The sequence below is a fragment of the Streptomyces sp. AcH 505 genome, from assembly GCF_000818175.1.
Lineage (GTDB): Bacteria > Actinomycetota > Actinomycetes > Streptomycetales > Streptomycetaceae > Streptomyces.
In genome coordinates this window covers 5,008,154-5,027,444 of record NZ_JTIY01000001.1, presented here as the reverse complement: position 1 = coordinate 5,027,444, position 19,291 = coordinate 5,008,154, and the positions used below count along the sequence as shown (strand labels likewise).

The 19,291-nt window shown below is 72.7% G+C and carries 18 protein-coding genes; 7 read left to right on the top strand and 11 right to left on the bottom strand.

The window, feature by feature from the left end:
* The 5 genes from HY68_RS40890 to HY68_RS22970 form a co-directional block, all read right to left on the bottom strand.
* Positions 1–906 (bottom strand): SGNH/GDSL hydrolase family protein (locus HY68_RS40890; protein ID WP_078863729.1); only part of this gene is annotated, 906 nt, incomplete at its 3' end.
* A complete protein-coding gene (locus tag HY68_RS22985) occupies positions 903–2,087 on the bottom strand; it encodes a glycosyltransferase (RefSeq protein WP_041991765.1) in 1,185 nt (394 codons plus the stop codon). The genes HY68_RS22985 and HY68_RS40890, both read right to left, overlap by 4 nt.
* 20 nt (positions 2,088–2,107) lie before the next feature.
* Positions 2,108–3,226 (bottom strand): glycosyltransferase family 1 protein, encoded by a 1,119-nt coding sequence (locus HY68_RS22980; RefSeq protein ID WP_041991763.1) that lies wholly within the window; start codon positions 3,224–3,226, stop codon positions 2,108–2,110.
* Positions 3,227–3,337: 111 nt separating this feature from the next.
* The gene (locus tag HY68_RS22975) at positions 3,338–4,756 is read right to left on the bottom strand and encodes a hypothetical protein (RefSeq protein WP_041991761.1); all 1,419 of its coding nucleotides are present in this window, start codon (positions 4,754–4,756) and stop codon (positions 3,338–3,340) included.
* 232 nt (positions 4,757–4,988) lie between these two features.
* On the bottom strand, positions 4,989–5,381 hold the full coding sequence (locus HY68_RS22970; RefSeq protein ID WP_041991759.1) for an ankyrin repeat domain-containing protein: 393 nt from the start codon (positions 5,379–5,381) through the stop codon (positions 4,989–4,991).
* Positions 5,382–5,609: 228 nt separating this feature from the next.
* On the opposite strand from HY68_RS22970, the gene HY68_RS22965 reads away from it, so the two are divergent.
* Together HY68_RS22965 and HY68_RS22960 are read left to right on the top strand one after the other, a co-directional pair.
* Positions 5,610–5,804 carry a hypothetical protein gene (locus HY68_RS22965; protein ID WP_041991757.1) on the top strand — a complete coding sequence of 65 codons (195 nt, stop codon included), beginning with the start codon at positions 5,610–5,612 and terminating at the stop codon, positions 5,802–5,804.
* A 46-nt stretch (positions 5,805–5,850) separates the two neighbouring features.
* Entirely contained in the window at positions 5,851–7,494 is a 1,644-nt protein-coding gene (locus HY68_RS22960; RefSeq protein ID WP_041991756.1) for a membrane protein, read from the top strand.
* Positions 7,495–7,550: 56 nt separating this feature from the next.
* Here HY68_RS22960 and HY68_RS22955 read toward each other — a convergent pair whose 3' ends face one another.
* Positions 7,551–9,050: a PLP-dependent aminotransferase family protein gene (locus HY68_RS22955; protein ID WP_198533321.1), complete on the bottom strand. Its 1,500-nt coding sequence runs from the start codon at positions 9,048–9,050 to the stop codon at positions 7,551–7,553.
* A 99-nt stretch (positions 9,051–9,149) separates the two neighbouring features.
* Between HY68_RS22955 and HY68_RS22950 the strand changes: the two genes are divergently transcribed.
* From HY68_RS22950 to HY68_RS22935, 4 genes are all read left to right on the top strand, one after another.
* Positions 9,150–9,818, top strand: a complete 669-nt coding sequence (locus tag HY68_RS22950) for a membrane protein (RefSeq protein ID WP_041991754.1) — start codon at positions 9,150–9,152, stop codon at positions 9,816–9,818.
* A complete protein-coding gene (locus HY68_RS22945) occupies positions 9,815–10,573 on the top strand; it encodes a glycerophosphodiester phosphodiesterase family protein (RefSeq protein WP_041991752.1) in 759 nt (252 codons plus the stop codon). Before HY68_RS22950 ends, HY68_RS22945 begins: the two co-directional genes overlap by 4 nt.
* A gap of 83 nt (positions 10,574–10,656) precedes the next feature.
* Positions 10,657–12,021: an MFS transporter gene (locus HY68_RS22940; RefSeq protein ID WP_241778787.1), complete on the top strand. Its 1,365-nt coding sequence runs from the start codon at positions 10,657–10,659 to the stop codon at positions 12,019–12,021.
* 255 nt (positions 12,022–12,276) lie between these two features.
* Positions 12,277–12,651 carry an RNA polymerase-binding protein RbpA gene (locus HY68_RS22935; protein WP_003959706.1) on the top strand — a complete coding sequence of 125 codons (375 nt, stop codon included), beginning with the start codon at positions 12,277–12,279 and terminating at the stop codon, positions 12,649–12,651.
* 120 nt (positions 12,652–12,771) lie between these two features.
* On the opposite strand, the gene fxsA is transcribed toward HY68_RS22935, so the two are convergent.
* From fxsA to HY68_RS22915, 4 genes are all read right to left on the bottom strand, one after another.
* A complete protein-coding gene (fxsA, locus tag HY68_RS22930; RefSeq protein WP_041991750.1) occupies positions 12,772–13,371 on the bottom strand; it encodes an FxsA family membrane protein in 600 nt (199 codons plus the stop codon).
* Between the two features lie 93 nt (positions 13,372–13,464).
* Entirely contained in the window at positions 13,465–14,232 is a 768-nt protein-coding gene (locus tag HY68_RS22925; RefSeq protein WP_041991748.1) for a polyprenol monophosphomannose synthase, read from the bottom strand.
* Positions 14,233–14,817: 585 nt separating this feature from the next.
* Positions 14,818–16,458, bottom strand: a complete 1,641-nt coding sequence (locus HY68_RS22920) for an amidohydrolase (protein WP_041991746.1) — start codon at positions 16,456–16,458, stop codon at positions 14,818–14,820.
* A gap of 65 nt (positions 16,459–16,523) precedes the next feature.
* The gene (locus HY68_RS22915; RefSeq protein ID WP_041991745.1) at positions 16,524–16,964 is read right to left on the bottom strand and encodes an Lrp/AsnC family transcriptional regulator; all 441 of its coding nucleotides are present in this window, start codon (positions 16,962–16,964) and stop codon (positions 16,524–16,526) included.
* A 204-nt stretch (positions 16,965–17,168) separates the two neighbouring features.
* On the opposite strand from HY68_RS22915, the gene HY68_RS22910 reads away from it, so the two are divergent.
* Positions 17,169–17,555, top strand: a complete 387-nt coding sequence (locus HY68_RS22910; RefSeq protein WP_041991743.1) for a hypothetical protein — start codon at positions 17,169–17,171, stop codon at positions 17,553–17,555.
* A gap of 92 nt (positions 17,556–17,647) precedes the next feature.
* On the opposite strand, the gene HY68_RS22905 is transcribed toward HY68_RS22910, so the two are convergent.
* Entirely contained in the window at positions 17,648–18,820 is a 1,173-nt protein-coding gene (locus HY68_RS22905) for an acyl-CoA dehydrogenase family protein (RefSeq protein WP_041991741.1), read from the bottom strand.
* Positions 18,821–19,291: the final 471 nt, after the last annotated feature.

Here is a 19,291-nt window from a genome sequence, read left to right as displayed (position 1 = left end):
GAGCCGGCTCGGCGGCGGCCGGTCGGTCGTGAGGGCGGGCGGCGCCCCGAGGACGAACCCCCGCTCGGCCAGCAGCTCATGGAAGCGCGCGGCGATGACGCGGTGACCGCGCTCCCCCGGGTGCAGCCGGTCGGCGCTCCACAGCGACCGGTCGGCCACCCACCCGGCGTCCGACATGTGCAGATGGACGCAGTCGTAGCGCGCCGACAGGGCGTGGACGACGGCGTTGACGGCGCGCTGCCTGCGCGCGAGCGGCCGGGCGAGCGGCCCCGGCAGCCCGAGCATGGTGCCCGGATCAGGCAGACAGGCGGTGAGCAGTACGGCGCCGTGCGCGGCGAGTTCCCCGCAGATCCGGTCGAGACGCAGGGCCACGTCCTGGATGTCGAAGGCGCGCCGCAACGTGTCGTTGACGCCGACGACGACGGACGCGAGGTCGGGACGAAAAGCGAGCGCGGCAGGCGCCTGCTGCTCCTCGACGTCGCGGGTGAGCGCCCCGCTGACGGCGAAGTTGCGAAGGGCGACGACGCGTTCGCGCACGGCCGCGTCGTCGGGCCCCTCGCCCGGCACGACGTGCAGCGCCGCGCCGACCTCAGCGTAAGGACTCCCGCTCGGCACAGCGTCAGAACCATCCCCGGACCCGGCATCCGGGCCGGCGCCGGCCACGAGGTGCAGTGCCACGCCCGCTCCGGCGTCAGGCCCCATGCCCTGCAAGGAGGCAGACCCGGCCGCACCGTCAGGTGACGCGCCCGGCGCCGCATCCATACCCCCGCCACCGCACAGCAGCGCCGCCCAGCCCCGTCCGCGGCCGTCCGCCAGGGGGTCGCCGACGCCCGAGGTCAGTGAGTCTCCGAGCGCGGCGAACCGTACGGCGCGCGGGGGCCCCGCCGTTGAGGCCGGTGTGGTCATCGTGGTGCCCCGTCCGGGCGGCGTACGGCGCGTACAGCCGGGGCGGTCGGCTCCGGCGGCGCGACAGGCTCCGGTGCGCGCAGCGGCGCCGTGTCGTGGGCGGCGAGGAAGGCGTTGACCGCGTTGCTCCAGCTGAACAGCTCCGCGCGGGTCCTGGCCGCCTCCCGGCGCGCCCGCTCCGGCCGGTCGAGCAGGTCCTGTACGGCGTCGGCGAACGCGGCACCCTGGTCGGCCGCCGCGAGGCCCGCGTCCCCGATGACCTCGGGCAGCGCCGACGAAGCGCTCGCGACCACCGGCGTGCCGGAGGCCAGCGCCTCCAGGGCCGACAGCCCGAAGGTCTCGGCGGGCCCAGGCGCCAGACAGATGTCGGCCGACGCCTGGAGGTCGGCCATCGATTCGCGGTCCCCGACGTGGCCGAGGAACAGCGCGGGCAGCCGCTGGGCCCGCGCCCTGCGGACGAGTCCCGGCCGCAGCGGTCCGTCGCCCGCGACGACCAGCACCGCGCTCACCCCACGGGCGCGCAGTTCGGCGAGCGCGTCGAGGGCCGTACCCGGCCGCTTCTCCACCGAGAGCCGGGAGCCGAGCAGCAGGAGCACGTCGGCGCCCCGCGCGTACCTCTCGCGCAGTGCGGTGCTGCGCCGGTCCGGCCGGCAGCGGACCAGGTCGACGCCGAGCGGCGCGCGGACCACGTTGCGCGCGCCGATCCGCAGGAACTCCCGCTCGGACCACTCGGTGGTGCACACGATCCGCGAATACGCCCAGGCGCTGCGCGCGTTGATCCGGTCGGCCGTGCGGCCCGCCGCCGCCCCCGGCACTCCCCAGGTGCGCAGGACGCCGTCGGCGGTCTCGTGGGAGACCATGACGGACGGGACGCGGTGCCGGCGTGCCCACTCCCCCGTCCAGCGCAAGGTGGTCCTGTCGGACACTTCGAGCCGGTCGGGCGCGAGTGATTCGAGCAGGTCGCGCACGCCGCGCCGGGCGGTCAGCACCCGGTAGCCGCCGGTGCCCGGCAGTACCGGGCCCGGGACGGTGATCACGCGCCCCTGCACGGTGTTCCGGTCGGAGGCGCGCTCGCCGGGGACGATCAGGACGGGTTCGTGACCGGCGGCGAGATAGCCGCTGCCGAGTTCCTGGAGGGCGGTGCGCAGCCCTCCGGAGGAGGGGGTGACGAAGTTCGCCATGCGTACGATCCGTAGCGCGTTCACGCGACCACCGCCGTGCGTGCGCCGACCACGGCGCCGTAGTGGTCGATGAGCTGGTCCCCGACCGCCGCCCAGGTCCTGCCCTCGACCGTGGCGCGGCCCGCGGCGCCGAAGGCGGCGCGCAGCGCGGGGGCGTGGGCGAGGTCGCGTACCGCCTGGGTGACGGCGTCGGCGTCCTGCGGTGTGACCAGCAGTCCGGTACGGCCGTGGTCGACGAGGTCGAGGGGGCCGCCGGAGGCGGGGGCGATCACCGGCACCCCGCTCGCCATGGCCTCCTGCACGGTCTGGCAGAAGGTCTCGAAGGGGCCGGTGTGCGCGAAGACGTCGAAGGAGGCGAAGACCCGGGCCAGTTCGTCCCCCGTGGTGCGGCCGAGGAACAGGGCCCGTGGCAGCACCCCGCGCAGCGCGGTCTCGCTGGGGCCGTCCCCGACGATCACCACCCGTACACCGGGCAGTTCGCTGACGCCTGCGAGGAGTTCGACCTGCTTCTCGGGGGCGAGACGGCCGACGTAGCCGACGATCAGCTCGCCGTTCGGGGCGAAGCGCCGGCGCAGTGCCACGTCCCGCAGCTCCGGCCGGAACCGTACGGCGTCCACGCCGCGCCGCCAGAGCCGTACGCGCGGGACGCCGTGCTCGGTGAGGTCGCGGACGGCGGCGCTGGACGGGGCGAGCGTGAGGTCGGCGGCGCAGTGGACGGCGCGCAGCCGGCGCCAGGCCGCCGCCTCACCGGCGCCGACGTAGGTACGGGCGTAGCCCGCGAGGTCGGTCTGGTAGACGGCGACGGCGGGCAGGCGCAGCCGGGTGGCCGCTGTCATGCCGCGGGCGCCGAGGATGAAGGGGCTCGCCAGGTGGACGAGGTCGGCGCGGTGGGCGGCGATGGTCGCCGCCACCCGCCTGCTGGGGAGAGCCACCCGCACCTGCGGGTAGCCGGGGAGAGGGACGGAGGGCACACGCACCACGGGGCACGGTGCGTCGAACGCCCCGGCGCCGGCCACGGCGGGGGCGATGACGAGCGGATCGTGGCCGCGTGCGGCGAGGTGCCGCGCGGTCTGCAGGGCGCAGTGGGCTACGCCGTTGACATCTGGCGGGAAGGACTCGGTGACGATGACGACACGCATACCCGTGTTGTCGTCTCACGGGACGTGTCCCTGCCAACGTGGATCTTTCCGCGTGGGGAACGTCCCGTGAGCATTCGCCTTCGACCCCTCAGGGTCTCTTGTCGGCCATCTTCACAGCGCCGCCGCGTCGGGCCCCATTCTGCTGCGGACCGCCGTCTGCACCTCGGCCTCCTCCGCGGGGTCGGCGGCCAGCCGCCTGAGCCGTTCGGCGACGCGTACGTCGCCGGTCTCCGCGTGCAGGGCCGCGACCTCGCGGGTGGTCTCCTCGCAGTCCCACAGGCATTCGACGGCGAAGCCCGTGGCGTACGAGGGGTCGGTGGCCGCCAGTGCCCTGGCGGTGCGGCCGCGCAGATGTGAGGAGGCGGTCTCGCGGTAGACGTGGCGCAGGACGGGCGCCGCGCAGGCGATGCCGAGCCGGCCCGCCCCGTCGACGAGGGTCCACAGCGGCTGGGCGTCGGGGCCCTCGGCCCGTACGGTCTCGCGCAGTGCGCCGAGCACGAGCTGGGCGTCCTGGGGGGCGCCGCGTGAGGCGAGCACCCCCGCGGCGGAGGCGCCGAGTGCGTCGGGCCGGTGGATCCAGCCACGGGCCCGGTCGACGGCCTCGTCGCCGCACATCCGCTCGAACGCGGAGACGGCCGCGTCGGAGACCGTGCGTTCCAGGCCGCCGGCCGCCGTTTCGATCAGGTCGAGCACGACGGGGTCGGCGATCTGGGCGAGATAGTGGAGCGCGGCGCAGCGGGCGCCTTCGGGGCCGCTGCGGGCGGCCTCGACGATGGCGGGCCTGTCCTCGGGTCCGGCCACGGCGCTCAGGCACCTGGCGGCCGGTACGTGGAGTTCGCTGCCGCGCTCGATGCCCTGCTGGGCCCAGTCGAAGACCGCCTGGACGCTCCAGCCGGGGCGCGGTCCGCTGGGGCGCATCTGGCGTTGCCATCGGTCGAAGGAGCCTTGTTCGCCTGCGGCCTTGATCCGGCCGCCGACGGCGGCGCGCGGGTCTTCGGCCCACAGTCGCCAGGGCCGGGGTTCGAAGGCGTCCCGTACGGCGGAGGCCAGCTCGGCGTCACCCTCGGGGGTGGCGGGGAAGCGGGCGAGCACCGGCGCCGCGAGGGAGCGCAGGCCCGTGTCGTCGTCGCGCAGGGCCAGTTCGTCCAGGGCCCAGGCCCAGTTGGCGCCGGTCGCCGCGTAGCGCCTGAGCAGGTCGAGGGCGTCGCGCCGGTCGTACGAGGCGAGATGGCCCAGTACGGCGAGGGCGAGCCCGGTCCTGGTCTCCTCGGTGTCGAAGTGGTCCTCGGCGCGGAAGAGGTGGTGGTCGATCGCGTCGAGCCCGCCGTGGAGATCCAGGTAGAGGCGTGCGTAGTACAGCGAACGGTTCTCGACCTGCCAGTCGTGGCGCGGGTCGTTCAGTACGCAGTGGTTGAGGGTGGCGAGCGCCTCTGTACGCGGCGCCGCCAGCGCGTGCAGGGTGCCGTCGCCGCGGCCCCGCTGCAGCAGGCCGAGCAGCGTGCCGCTCGGCGCTATGACTGGATCAAACATGGGCAAGCCTCACATCAAGCTGTCGACGCGACCGGGGAGCGTTCCTAGGCCACGCGGCAACATGGGAGACCCGCTGTCGTCGTGCGCTTGGTGCAGACCATCTTTCTCAGCCTCTCGTCGGCGGCCCGTTGCGGACCCGCCGTCATGATGACCCAGCCATTTCGCCGACGCGACCACATTTCGACCGCGCGGCCTACCGGCCGGTAGGGGGACGGGTGTCATGCTGCCCGGCTCACCGGGCCCCGAACAGTTCCAGAAGATGCTCTTTCCCGAACATCCGCGCCGTATCCACGGCCGACGGCGTGCCGGCCGCAGGATCGGCGCCCCCGGTCAGCAGGGCCTCGATCACCGCGTCCTCACCCTTGAAGACGGCGCCCGCCAGCGGGGTCTGACCGCGGTCGTTGGCGCGGTCGGCGTCGGCGCCGCGCTCCAGCAGGACGCGGACCGCGGGGGCGTGGCCGTGGTAGGCGGCGAGCATGACGAGGGAGTCGCCCCTGTCGTTGGTGAGGTTCGCCGAGACTCCGGCGTCCACGTAAGCGGCCAGTGTCTCGGTGTCACCACGTCTGGCCAGCTCGAAGAGCTTCGTCGCCAGTTCGATCACACCGGGGTCCGGGACCTCGCTCATCGGTGGACCGCCTCTCCTGTCGTTGGCCTGCTACGGGTACGGCGCGTACGTGCCGTACCGACGAATCGACAGGGTACTGCCCCAGGTCCGCCACCGGAGCGGGACGTTCCTGTACGCCGGTCGGGTGAAATACCCAACAATTCACTCATTTGCACCTTTAGTCGCATTGATACTTTCTGTAAGCATGGAAGAACTCATGGTGACTGTCCCCTCAACCAGGAGAACCTCATGATCCTGTCCATGTCAGGCGTCGTGCTGCTCGGAATCATCGTCTTCCTCTTCTTCAGGAAAGACGGGCTCAAAGCCTCACACGCGATGGTGAGCGCCCTCTTCGGCTTCTACCTGGCGGGCACCGCCATCGCCCCCAGCATCACGGCCGGCGGCGCGAGCCTCGCCGGTCTGCTGGGCGGGATCAAGTTCTGACAGTTCCCGCGTCTCTTCATCCCTTCCGCACCTCCAGGAGACAGATGTGGCCCGGCGTCCACTCCCCCGCATTCTGAGCAGCGGCAGCGCCCAGCTCGCTCGCAGTCGCGAGATGGCGCGCACGGCCGCCGACAGCGCCACCGATGTTCTCCATCCGCTGATCACGGTCACGCGTGGTCTGCGGAGGCTGGCCGCCGCAGGGCGCCAGCGGTGGGCCGACACACCCAAGGACCGGCGCGGTCCCGCGCTGTTCCTCGTGGCGGCCTGTGTCCTGGTGGTCGCGCTCATCCCGTACGGGCCGCTGCTGGCCCTGATCACGGTGATGGCCGCGGCCGCCTGGAAGGGACGCGACCGCACGCCGGCGCCGGCCGGCCCCGACGACGCGCAGACCGGCCGCCTCCGGTCCCTCTACGAGGCGCTGGTGCCGTACTTCTCGGTGCCGGACGACCCGAGCCCGCTGTTCTCCCACGGCGGCGAATGGGGAGCGGCCTTCGGCGCCCACGAGTTCGACGCCGACGGACGGCTCAGCCGGCTGGAGCTGACGTACCCCCCTTACTTCACGGACGGCGAGCCCGAGGCCCGCGCCCGGATCGAACAGTTGCTGCACGCCAAGTCGGGGCGCGGCAGGGAGTACCTCTTCGACTGGAACCACGAAGCCAACCACCTGGTCATGACCGTGCTGCCGGCGCTCCCCACCGCCATCGCCGCCCAGCGTTTCGTCACCGCCCCCGGCGAGACGGTGCTGGGCTTCACCGACGGCGGGGCCGTGCAGCGTACGGTTCCGGTGACGACGGGCGACGAGACCAGTGACGCGCCGCCGGTCGTGTGGCGCACGGGCCAGCGCTCGACCGAGCCCCATCTGCTGATCGTCGGCCAGCCCGGCAGCGGCGCCACGAGCCTGCTGCGCTCCCTCGCCCTGCAAGCTCTCCAGCACGGTGACGTGCTGATCGTGGAGGGCAGCGGGAACGGCGAATTCGCCTGTCTGACCGGCCGGACCGGCGTGCTCGCCGTGGAGTGCGCGCCCGCCGGGGCCGCCTCCAGCCTCGAATGGGCGGCCCGTGAGACGGAGCGGCGGCTGATCGCCGCCAACCGCGCCAGGCAGTCCGGCCATCCCGCGCCGGACGACATCAAGCGGCCGCTGTGGATCCTGCTGGACCGGCCCAGCGTCTTCGGGCATCTCGCCGCCGTGGAAGGGCGGCCCGACCCGCAGGAACAGCTCCAGGTGCCGCTGCGGCACGGCAGGGCGGCGAATGTGACGGTGGTCGTCGCCGACCAGTTCGACGGCGTCCAGGACCTGACCGAGAGCGTGCTGACCCACACCCGCGCCCGGGTCGTCCTCGGCGCCGCCACCCCCGCCCAGGTGGAATGGGTGCTCGGGGCGCCGCCGCACACCACCCCCACCCCGGACGTCCCGCCCGGCAGGGGCTACGCGCGGCTCGGCACGGGCCCGGTGCTCAGGCTCCAGGTGCCGGCCACCCCCGACCCGTACGACGACGCGACGAGCGAGGCGCACCGCAGGGCCGTCCTCGACCTGCTGCCCGACCGGCACCCCTCGCTGGACGAGGCGCCCGCCGAGGAACACCTGCCGGACGAGATCCCGGACCAGGCGGTGGAGCGCGTCGTGGAACACGCACCGCCCGCGGTCCGGCCGGCCGGTCCGATCGCCGACGCGGTACCGGCCGAGGGCTGACGTCCCGTCGGGTGGGGCGGGTTCCACGACCCGCTCCACCCGACAGGCCGTACTCGTCAGGCGACGAACGTGCGGGGCGCGTCCGTGCCGTTGCTCGCCCCCGTCGTCACCAGGCGCGCCGCTGCGGCCAGCCGGGCGGCGGCCTCGACGGCGACCGGGCCGCCCACGGTGAACGGCAGCCGCACATACCCCTCGAACGCGCCGTCGACCCCGAAGCGCGGCCCGGACGGCACCCGCACCCCGACCCGCTCACCGGCCTCGGCCAGCCGTGAACCGGACAGGCCCCCGGTGCGCACCCACAGCGTGAGCCCGCCGCGCGGCACCTCGAACTCCCAGCTTGGCAGGGCCTCACGGACCGCCGCCACCAGCGCGTCGCGGTTCTCCCGCGCCTGGACGCGGCGCAGCGCGACCGCCTCCTCCCAGCCGCCGGTCCGCATCAGCCAGTTGACGGCGAGCTGTTCCAGCACCGGTGTGCCGAGGTCGGCGTAGGCACGCGCCGATACCAGGGACCTGATCACATCGGGCGCCGCGCGCACCCAGCCGATGCGCATGCCCGCCCAGAACGCCTTGCTCGCCGAGCCGACCGTCAGCACCGTGCTGCCGGCGGGGTCGAAGGCGCACACCCGCCGGGGCATCTCGACGTCAGGGTCCAGCCGCAGTTCGGACATGGTCTCGTCGACCACCAGGACCGTGCCGGCCGACCGCGCGGCGTCCACGAGCTGTCGGCGCTGGTCCTCGTCGGCCAGGGCGCCGGTCGGGTTGTGGAAGTCGGCGACGACATAGGCGAGCCGGGGCGCCGCCTCCCGCAGCACCTGGCGCCAGCGCGGCAGGTCCCAGCCGCCCAGCCCCTCGGCCATCGCGACGGGCACCAGCCGGGCGCCCGACTCCCGCATCAGCTGGAGGATGTTGGCGTACGAGGGCGACTCCACGGCGATGCGCTCGCCGCGGCCGGCGAAGAGATGACAGATCGCGTCCATGGCGCCCATCGCGCCGGTGGTCACCATGATCTGCTCCGGCATGGTCGGGATGCCGCGCTCGGTGTACCGGTCGGCGAGCATCCGCCGCAGCGAGGGCAGTCCGGCCGGGTAGTCGCCGTGGGTGTGCGCGTACGGCGGCAGCTCCTCCAGCGCGCCGTGCACCCCACGGGTCAGCCAGGGCTCGGGCGCCGGCAGCGCGGCCGTACCGAGGTCGATCATGGAGCCCAGCGACTCGGGCGGCAGCGGTTCGAGGCCCCGCGCGGGCAGCGGGTTGCCCGCCGGTACGGCGGTCCAGCTGCCGGCGCCCCTGCGGGATTCGAGGAAGCCCTCGCCGCGCAGCGCCTCGTAGGCGGCGGCGACGGTCGTACGGCTCACCGAAAGGGCCAGCGCCAGTTCCCGTTCGGCCGGGAGCCGGGCGGCGACCGGGACCCGGCCTTCGAGCACCAGCAGCCGGATCCCGTCGGACAGCGCGCGGTAGGCGGGCGGCTTGCGCGTGCCGGGGCCCGCAGGACGGGACTGCTGCGCCTTGAGCTGGCGGGCGAGCTGGGCGGCGCCCACCGCCGATGTCCACTGGGTCATGAAGTCGGTCCACCTTCCCCGAATTGGCCATGGCCGGTCAGTGCCGACCAGCCACAGAGTGACATGAGCCGGTCCACCATCGCCACCAGGGAGCACCACATGGCCATCACCGCCCGTCTGCGCGGAGCGCGGCTCGGCCGCCGGCTGACCCAGCTGTACGTGGGGCTCGCCCTGTACGGGGCCAGCTCGGCGCTGCTGGTCAGGGGCGGTCTCGGGCTTGAGCCGTGGGGTGTGCTGCACCAGGGGCTCGCCGAGCTGACCGGACTGACCATGGGCGTGGTCTCGATCATCGTGGGCGCCGCCGTCCTGCTGCTGTGGATACCGCTCCGGCAGCGGCCGGGGCTCGGCACCGTCTCCAACGTGTTCGTCGTCGGGATCGCGATGGACGTGACGCTGGACCTGGTGCCCGACGGGCACGGAGCGGCGACCAGGATCGCGCTGCTGGTCGGCGGCATCGTCGTCCAGGGCGCGGCGACGGGTCTCTACATCGCGGCCCGGCTCGGCCCTGGTCCGCGCGACGGTCTGATGACCGGGCTGCACCGGGTGACCGGACGCTCGATCCGGCTGGTCCGTACGGCACTGGAGGTCGCCGTCGTCGCCACCGGGTTCGCGCTGGGCGGCTCGCTGGGCGTCGGCACCGTCGTCTACGCGCTCGCCATCGGCCCGCTCGCGCAGCTGTTCCTGCGCGTCTTCGCCATTCCCACGGCCCCCACCGGCAGCGCGCTGGTCGCCGCGGGGACACCGGAGGGCGCGATACTGCCGCGGTGAACCGTCACCCCTACCTCGACCATCCGACCCCGATCCCCTTCGCACACCGCGGCGGAGCGGCCGACGGGATCGAGAACACGGCAGCCGCCTTCCGCAGGGCGGCCGCGCTCGGCTACCGGTACTTCGAGACCGATGTGCACGCCACCGCCGACGGGCGGCTCGTCGCCTTCCACGACGCGACCCTGGACCGGGTCACCGACGGCACCGGCCGGATCGGGGACCTGCCGTGGCACCAGGTGCGCCGGGCCAGGGTCGACGGCCGGGAGCCGCTGCCGCTCTTCGAGGAACTGCTGGAGGAGTTCCCCGACGCGCGCTGGAACGTGGACATCAAGGCGGCTCCCGCGCTGGAGCCGCTGGTCGAGCTGATCCGGGCGACCGACAGCTGGGACCGGGTGTGCGTCGGCTCGTTCTCCGAGGCGCGGGTGGCGGCGGCCGCGCAGCTCGCCGGGGACCGCCTCGCCACCTCGTACGGCATCCGCGGGGTGCTCGGGCTGCGGCTGCGCTCGTACCGGATCCCGGTGCCCGTACGCCCGGGCGCGGTGTGCGCGCAGGTGCCGCCCGCGCACAACGGCATCCCGGTGGTGGACGAGCGGTTCGTACGCACGGCCCACGAGCGCGGCCTGCAGGTCCATGTGTGGACGGTCAACGAGCCCGCCCTGATGAACGAACTCCTCGACCTTGGCGTGGATGGCATCATGACCGATCATCTTGAGACGCTGCGCGCGGTGTTCGCCGGGCGGGGAGTCTGGCACTAGGACCTTTCGTTCGGATCCGCCCGCGAGCCCGGCAAGATCCGAACGAGAGGCACTGACGAGGGGGCGCGGTGACCGCGGAGACCGTGGACCTGACCGAAGGTCCTGGTGACGGCGAGGACGAGGCCGCCGGCGCGGCGCGGGAGCGCAGACGCGAGCAGCACGGCTGGTACTTCTACGACTTCGCCTGCTCCGTCTACTCGACGAGCGTCCTCACCGTCTTCCTCGGCCCCTATCTGACGTCCGTGGCCAAGGCGGCTGCCGACGCCCGCGGCTATGTCCATCCGCTCGGGATACCCGTGCGCGCCGGGTCGGTCTTCGCCTACACCGTCTCGGTCTCCGTGGTCGTCGCCGTGCTGCTGATGCCGCTGGCCGGCGCTGCGGCCGACCGTACGGGCCGCAAGAAGCCGCTGCTGGCCGCCGCCGCCTACACCGGCGCCGCGGCGACGACCGGGATGTTCTTCCTGGACGGCCACCGCTATCTGCTGGGCGCGCTGCTGCTGATCGTGGCGAACGCGGCGCTGTCGGTCTCGACGGTGGTCTACAACGCGTATCTGCCGCAGATCGCGGGCCCCGAGGAGCGGGACGCGGTCTCCTCGCGCGGCTGGGCCTTCGGCTACACCTCGGGCGCTTTCGTCCTCATCCTCAATCTCGTCCTCTACTCGGGCCACGACTCGTTCGGCGTGAGCGAGTCGACGGCCGTGCGGATCTGTCTGGCCTCGGCCGGGCTGTGGTGGGGCGCCTTCACGCTCGTACCGCTACGCAGACTGCGGGACCGGCGGGTACCGCAGAGCGGTGAGGGCGCGGTCGGGACCGGCTGGCGGCAGCTGACGGCCACGCTGCGGGACATGCGCAAGCGCCCGCTGACGCTGTCGTTCCTGCTGGCGTATCTCGTCTACAACGACGGCATCCAGACGGTCATCTCGCAGGCGTCCGTGTACGGCTCGGAGGAGCTGGGGCTCGGGCAGACCACGCTGATCGTGGCGGTGCTGCTGGTGCAGATCCTCGCCGTCGCCGGTGCGCTGGCCATGGGGCGGATGGCGCGGACGTACGGCGCGCAGCGCACCATCCTGGGATCGCTGGCGGTCTGGACGCTGATCCTGGTCGCCGGGTACTTCCTGCCGGCGAAGGCGCCGGTCTGGTTCTTCGGGCTCGCCGCCGCGATCGGTCTGGTGCTGGGCGGCAGCCAGGCGCTGTCGCGTTCGCTGTTCTCGCATCTGGTGCCCGCGGGCAAGGAGGCGGAGTACTTCTCCGCGTACGAGATGAGCGACCGGGGGCTTAGCTGGCTCGGGCCGCTGGTCTTCGGGCTCGCCTACCAGCTCACCGGCAGCTACCGGGACGCCATCATCTCGCTGGTGGTCTTCTTCGTCATCGGCTCGGTGCTGCTGGCGCGGGTGCCGGTCAGGCGTGCGGTGGCCGCCGCGGGGAACACGCTGCCTGAGCGTATTTAGACGCGAGACGTCAAAGGGCGGTAGTGTACGCGTTTGGCCTGCCAGCCGGAGCGTTCCTGCATGCCTGAGAAGCCACAACGACGGGTGACATCTCCTGCAAGACGTGACAAACCGGGCACTGGTGGGTACAACAAGGGGCGGCACACGGACGACGCACGACCCGGAGCGGGAATCTTTACCGCCGACCGGACGTTGACCGGATGACGACGACAGCGACATTTGTCCTGTGGGCGACAAGCCCGGGAGGCACGATTCATGAGTGAGCGAGCTCTCCGCGGCACGCGACTCGTGGTTACCAGCTACGAGACGGACCGCGGCATCGATCTGGCCCCGCGCCAGGCGGTGGAGTACGCATGCCAGAACGGTCATCGATTTGAGATGCCGTTCTCGGTAGAGGCGGAAATTCCGCCGGAGTGGGAGTGCAAGGCGTGCGGCGCCCAGGCACTCCTGGTGGACGGGGATGGTCCCGAAGAGAAGAAGGGCAAGCCTGCGCGTACGCACTGGGACATGCTCATGGAGCGGCGCACCCGCGAGGAGTTGGAGGAGGTGCTGGCCGAGAGGCTGGCCGTCCTGCGCTCCGGCGCCATGAACATCGCAGTGCACCCGCGCGACAGCCGGAAGTCCGCCTGATCGCGTAATCACCGCATAGCGCCAGTCAAGACAACAACACAAAAGCCGCGGGCCGCGACACAGATCATGTGTCGCGGCCCGCGGCTTCTGCCTGTTGAGGCGCCTGCGGTCTCTGCCTGCTCAGCCGGTGAGCGGCGGGCGGGGGCCGTCGTCGCGCGGTCCGCCGCGCTGGTCACGCTCGTCGTTCTTGATGACCTCGCCCTGGACCACCTTGCCGTCCGGCTGCCGCATCCGCGCCTGCTCGAACGCCTCGCCAAGACCGCCCGGCTGTGCGGCGGCCGTCGCCCGGAGCCGCCGCTCCAGCGTGCGTTCCGTGTAGTCGCCGAGCCGGGTGCGCAGAGCGGGTACGAGCAGCAGCAGGCCGAAGACGTCGGTGATCAGCCCCGGCACCATGATCAGCAGCCCGCCGAGCATCAGGAAGCCGTTGCGGTCACGGCCGGGCACAGGCTCGGGCTCCACGTCCTCGCCCTGCTGTCTGCGCTGCTGCCGCTGGAGGGTCCCGGTCAGATTGCGGAACGCCCGGCGGCCCGCGCGCTTCATCACCAGGGCCCCGACCACGATCTCCGCGAGGATCAGCAGCCAGACGGTCAGCCCGCCGGCCGCGCCGGCGACCAGCACCAGCAGCCAGATCTCGAGAGCCAGCCAGACAGCGATGCCCAGCGGCACGAGCGTACGGGCGCGCGAGCGCCTGGGTGCGGTCCGATGCGTGGCGGTCGTCATACGTCCAGTGTGCCTGGCCTGGCCGCCCGACGGCGTATGAGGGCCGTTATGAGGCCCCTGCGACGGGCGGGAACGCGCGGGGACGGACCGGGATCAGGAAGGCTTACGTCCCAGCAGCCGGTTCGCCCGCGACTCCACGCCCCAGGCGGTGACCCGCCAGAGCGCCTCGACGAAGATGTCGCGGCTCATCTTGGAGTCGCCCAGCTCGCGGTCGACGAAGGTGATGGGCACCTCGACCACGTGGAACCCGGCGTCGATCGCGCGCCGGGCGAGGTCGACCTGGAAGCAGTAACCCGCCGAGGCGACGGCGTCGAGCCCCAGACCCGCCAGGGTCTCCGCGCGGAACGCCCGGTAGCCCCCGGTCACGTCACGCATCGGGACCCCCAGCAGGAGGCGCGAGTAGGTGCTGCCGCCACGGGAGATGAGCTCCCGGCTCTTGGGCCAGTTGACGACCCGGCCGCCGGGCATCCAGCGCGAGCCGAGCACCAGGTCGGCGCCCTTGAGCGCGGTCAGCAGCCGGGGCAGTTCCTCGGGCTGGTGCGAGCCGTCGGCGTCCATCTCGACCAGGACGCCGTAGCCGTGCTCGATGCCCCAGCGGAAGCCCGCCATGTAGGCGGCGCCGAGCCCTTCCTTGCCCTTGCGGTGCAGCACGTGCACCTGCTGGTCGGCCGCCGCCAGTTCGTCGGCGAGCTTGCCTGTGCCGTCGGGGCTGTTGTCGTCGGCGACGAGGATGTCGACCTCCGGCACCGCAGCCCGCACCCGGGCGACGATCGGCTTGATGTTCTCGGCCTCGTTGTAGGTCGGAATGATCACCAGGGCCTTGCCCAGCGGGCCGAACCGCCTCTGACCGCCGTCGTTCACTACTGCCCCTTAGTCGCCGTACGCCGATGCACCAGCTTAGCGAGCGCGGGGAGGCCCGATGCCCACGCGGTGCGCGGGTGTTGTGCGACGCGGGCCGAATCGGACCGGTGTCGTACGGAAAGGGTGATCTTGCCCGCGACGCGGTCGCGGGGCCGGCGCCCGGCAGGGCGGGGCAGCCGTGCTGCGGATCGGGTCCCGGCGTCCTTCGGGCCGACCTGGGGCCCGCTGGCTGCGGGCCAACCGAAAGCCGTTGTCTACTGAACGCCGGGGCCCCACCCGGGTCACACCCGCCGGCCGGCTGAAACCTTCCCTCGCCCCCGAGGCGCGGGTGCTGGACCTGGCTCCCAGTGGTGGTGCGCCGGTGCGGCACACCGCCCCATGGCCCAGCGGCGTTCGACGACTGCGTGGAGGTTGCCGGACGGACGTACGGTGGTGGACCTGGCCGAACCTACCCGCCTCCGGCCGCTCACTGTCAACAGCCGTTTGACCTGCGACGTTCGGCTAAATCAGCAGGTCAGCGGGGAGGCGCCGGAGGCGTTCGCACGGCCGGGGAAGCATCGGTCGGCGGTACGAAATATCCGCACGTCACTCGTTCGGTCGCATGAAGACCGTTTGACCACCGACCACGGTCCGCAGACATTCGGGCAGCGGGCGGCCCGGGGTCAGGTCCGGCAGACCCGGTGTCCCGGAGCGCGGATCGGTCGACCAGCGGGCCACCCGGTCGTCGGGCGCCTGGACCACCAGCTCCTCCGTCCGCCACACGGCGTAGTCCGCGGGGGCGCCGGGGACGAGCGTCCCGGCGTCGTCGCGGCCGACGGCGCGCCAGCCGCCGCGGGTGTGGGCGGTGAAGGCCGCGCGTACGGAGACCCGGTGCTCGGGCGTGCGGTGGAAGGCGGCGGCCCTGACCGTGCCCCACGGGTCCAGCGGGGTGACGGGGCTGTCGGAGCCGAGGGCGAGCGGCACCCCGGCCCGCAGCAGCGCCGCGTACGGGTTGAGGGTGCGGGCCCGGTCCGCGCCGAGCCGTTCCACGTACATGCCGTCCTCGCCGCCCCAGGCAGCGTCGAAGCCCGGCTGGACGGACGCGGTCAGGCCGAGGTCGGCGAAGCCGGCGATCGTCCCCGCGGTGAGCATCTCGGCGTGCTCCACCCGGTGCCTGGCGGCCCGCACCCGCGCCACCCCGAGCCGGTCGGCCGCCGCCCGTACCCCTTCGACCACGGCGTCCACCGCCGCGTCGCCGATGGCGTGGAACCCCGCCTGGAGTCCGGCCTCGGTGCACGCGGTCACATGGGCGGCGATGGCGGCCGCGTCGAGGTGCGCGCTGCCCGTGTGGGCGGCGTCGGCGTACGGCTCGCGCAGACAGGCCGTGTGGGAGCCCAGCGAGCCGTCCACGAAGAGATCACCCGCGGCGCCCACGGCGCCGAGCTCACGGACCCGCCTGGCGCCCTTCTCGTCGCTGATCAGCTCGGCCCAGTACCCGGACACCCGGGGGCCGGGCTCCCCCGCGGCCAGAGCCAGCAGCGCGGCGAAGTCGTCCTCGTCGGAGATGTCGGGTCCCGCGCACTCGTGGAGCGAGCCGATACCGAGCGAGGCCGCCCGGCGCAGCGCGGCCCGCTGGGCCTCCGCGCGCTGGGCCGGGGTGACGGCGCCGTAGGCAGCGGCGCGTACCGCGTGGGGGGCGGCGGCGGTCAGCGGCGCTTCCGGCTCGTAGCCGGTGAGGCCACTGACACCGGGGACCAGGTCGAGCAGCGCCGTGGTCACCACGGCCGAATGGACGTCGATCCGGGTCAGATACAGCGGCCGGCCGCCCGTCGCCTCGTCCAGCTCGGCGCGGGACGGCGGACGCCGCTCGGGCCAGCGGGCCGAGTCCCAGCCGTGGCCCAGCAGGATCCGGTCGCCGGGGCGGGCCGCCGCGTGGTCCCGTACGAGCCGCAGCGCCTCGGGCAGGGTGGCGGCGCCGGACAGATCGAGCCCGGTGAGGGCGAGCCCGGTGGCTGTGGTGTGTACGTGGGCGTCGGTGAACGCCGGGGTGACGAGAGCGCCTTCGAGGTCGACGGTCTCGTCGACTCCGGTGGCGAACGCGTCGGCCGCGCCCTCGGAGCCGACCCAGGCGACATGGCCGCGCTCCACGACCATCGCCGTGGCGAAGGGGTCGGCGGGGCTGTGGACTTCTCCGCCGCGCAGCAGGACGGTGCGGTGTTCGCTCTGGGGGGCGGTGCTCTCGTTCATGGGCACAAGTCTCGCGCCTCGGGCGGCGTGGTTCGCGCCCGGGTGGGGGCGGCTGCCCCGGTGGGTCAGAAGTGCGGCGGCCGTGCCTCGTACGGCGTCGACAGCACGACGGTGGTGCGGGTGGAGACGCCGGCCAGGGTGCGGATGCGGGTCAGCAGGTCCTCCAGCTCCAGCGGGGTGGCGACCCGGACCTTGAGGATGTAGTTCTCGTCGCCCGCCACGCTGTGGCACGCCTCGATCTCGGGGATGCCGGCGAGCCGTTCCGCGATGTCGTCGGGGGCGCTCGGGTCGAACGGTTTCACCGAGATGAACGCCGTCAGCGGCAGCCCGACCGACTCGGGGTCCACGACGGCGGCGTATCCCCTGACCACTCCGCGCTGCTCCAGCCGGCGTACCCGCTGATGCACCGCCGACGTGGACAGGCCGGTGGCCTTGCCCAGGTCGGTGTAGCTCATCCGGCCGTCCTTGACGAGCAACTCCACGATCTGACGATCCAGCTCCTCCATGCCGATCAACCTATTCCCCCGGGCGTGCTCCGGCACAGTCGTCTGCGGCGACCACCGGCACCTGCGACGGGCATGTGACGAAGACCACAGGGCCCGGGACCGGTCCGTCGGTGCCGCACGGTTACTCGGCGCGCACGCAGGGAAGTGCTTGCTGTGGTCGAGACCACAAGTGCCTGGTCGGCCCACCCGAGGGGGAATGTCTCCATGCAGAAGCTGAACCGCGCCGGAAATACCGGACCGGAGCCCGTCGAGCTCGTCGAAACGGACGAGTTCGACTCGTACGACACCTTCGAGATGTACCGCGTGGTCTGCCCGGACTGTGCACAGCCGATCGCGCTGCTGGCGGACGAGGACGTCCTGCCCGAGCACGCGCTGTGCCCCTCCCCCTGGAACCCGTTCGTGCTGTCGGTGTGTGCCGGTACGGGTACGGCGGCGGCGCAGGCGCGGCCGGCCGACGACACGTTCGACGCCCAGGAGCAGGACACGGCACTGCTGTTGACGCTGCCTCAGGGGCTCGACTGGCGGACCCAGCCGTTCTCGCACGTCGGCGGCCCGGCCTCCCGGCCCGTCAAGATCGCCCGCGCGGCGTAAGCCCGCTCTGCGGCTCAGCCTCTTCCGGCGGCAACACACCTATGGCACCCATGTCATGACGGTTCGTCATGACATGGGTGCCGTCGGTGGTTTCAGTGTGTCTCGGGCCCCACCAGATGACGGGCGATCACCATGCGCTGGATCTGGTTGGTGCCCTCGACGATCTGCATCACCTTGGCCTCGCGCATGTAGCGCTCCACCGGGAAGTCGGTGGTGTAGCCGTAGCCGCCGAGCACCTGCACCGCGTCCGTGGTGACCTGCATCGCCGTGTCCGTGCAGAACAGCTTGGCCATGGCGGCCTGTTGGGAGAACGGCCGGCCCATGTCCCGCAGCCGGGCGGCGGAGAGGTAGAGCGAGCGTCCGGCCTCGACGCGGGTCGCCATGTCGGCGAGCAGGAAGCGCAGCCCCTGGAAGTCGGCGATCGGTCTGCCGAACTGCTCGCGACCCGTGGCGTATTGGACGGCCTCGTCCAGCGCCGCCTGGGCGAGTCCGACGGCGGCGGCCGCGATGCCGAGCCGGCCCGAGTCGAGGGCGGACAGCGCGATCGCGAATCCCTGGCCCTCGTCGCCGATCCGGCGGCCGTCGGCCACCCGTACGCCGTCGAAGTGGAGTTGGGCGGTGGGCGAGCCCTTCATCCCCATCTTCTTCTCGGGTACGGCGGCTTCGAGCCCCGCCGCGTCGCCCGGCACCAGGAAGGCCGTGATGCCCCGGGCGCCGTCGCCGCCGGTGCGGGCGAGCACGGTGTAGAAGTCGGCGATCCCGCCGTGGGTGATCCACGCCTTGGTGCCGGTGATGACCCAGTCGTCGCCGTCGCGCACGGCCTTGGTGCGCAGCGAGGCCGCGTCGGAGCCCGAGGCGGGCTCGGAGAGGCAGTACGCGCCCAGCAGGCCGCCGCCGAGCATCGCGGGCAGATGCTCGCTCTGCTGCTCCTTGCTGCCGTAGTTGGCCAGGGCGTGGCAGGCGAGGGAGTGCACGCTGACGCCGAGGCCGACGGTGAGCCGGGCGGCGGCGAGTTCTTCGAGTACCTGGAGGTAGACCTCGTACGGCTGGTCCCCGCCGCCGTGGGCGGAGTCGTAGGGCAGGCCGAGCAGTCCCGATTCGGAGAGCAGGGTGAAGAGTTGGCGTGGGAAGTGGCCGGCTTCCTCCTCGTCGGCCGCCGTGGGCGCGATCTCGCGCTGGACGATCTCGCGGGTCAGCGTGACGAGGTCGCGGGACTCCTCGGTGGGCAACTGACGATCCACCGGCTGCGGTGCGCGGTCGGACATGGTTGCGCTCTCCTCCCTGTTCGGGACGCTACGGCTGTCCGCACGCGCAGGGTAGGGCGGCGGCGCCGACTGGGGCCCGGGGATGTCCCCGGGCCGATGTTCTCCCCGGCCGATGCTGCCCTCCCGGATCGCGGAAGATGCTGACCAGCGGCTGTGGCGCGTCGAGTATGCCCGATCGGCCGCCATACGTCACCGGTCGGCCGTCCGCGATGGCCGCGCCGGAAGTGGCGAACGGATTGGTCCGAACCATTGACTCACTGGTCTAGTCCTTCTAACGTCCATCGGAACAACTTTCGTGCCCATGCCAAGTCATGTGCTTCTTCCTCCCCCACGAGGAGACCCCGTGCTGAGATTCCCCCACATCCGCCCCCGCGCCCGGGGCCGGGCGCTGCTGGCCACCGCGTGTACCGCCGCGCTCGGCCTGGCCCTGCTCTCCGGAGCGGGCAGCGCGTCCGCACAGGTCGCGCCCGC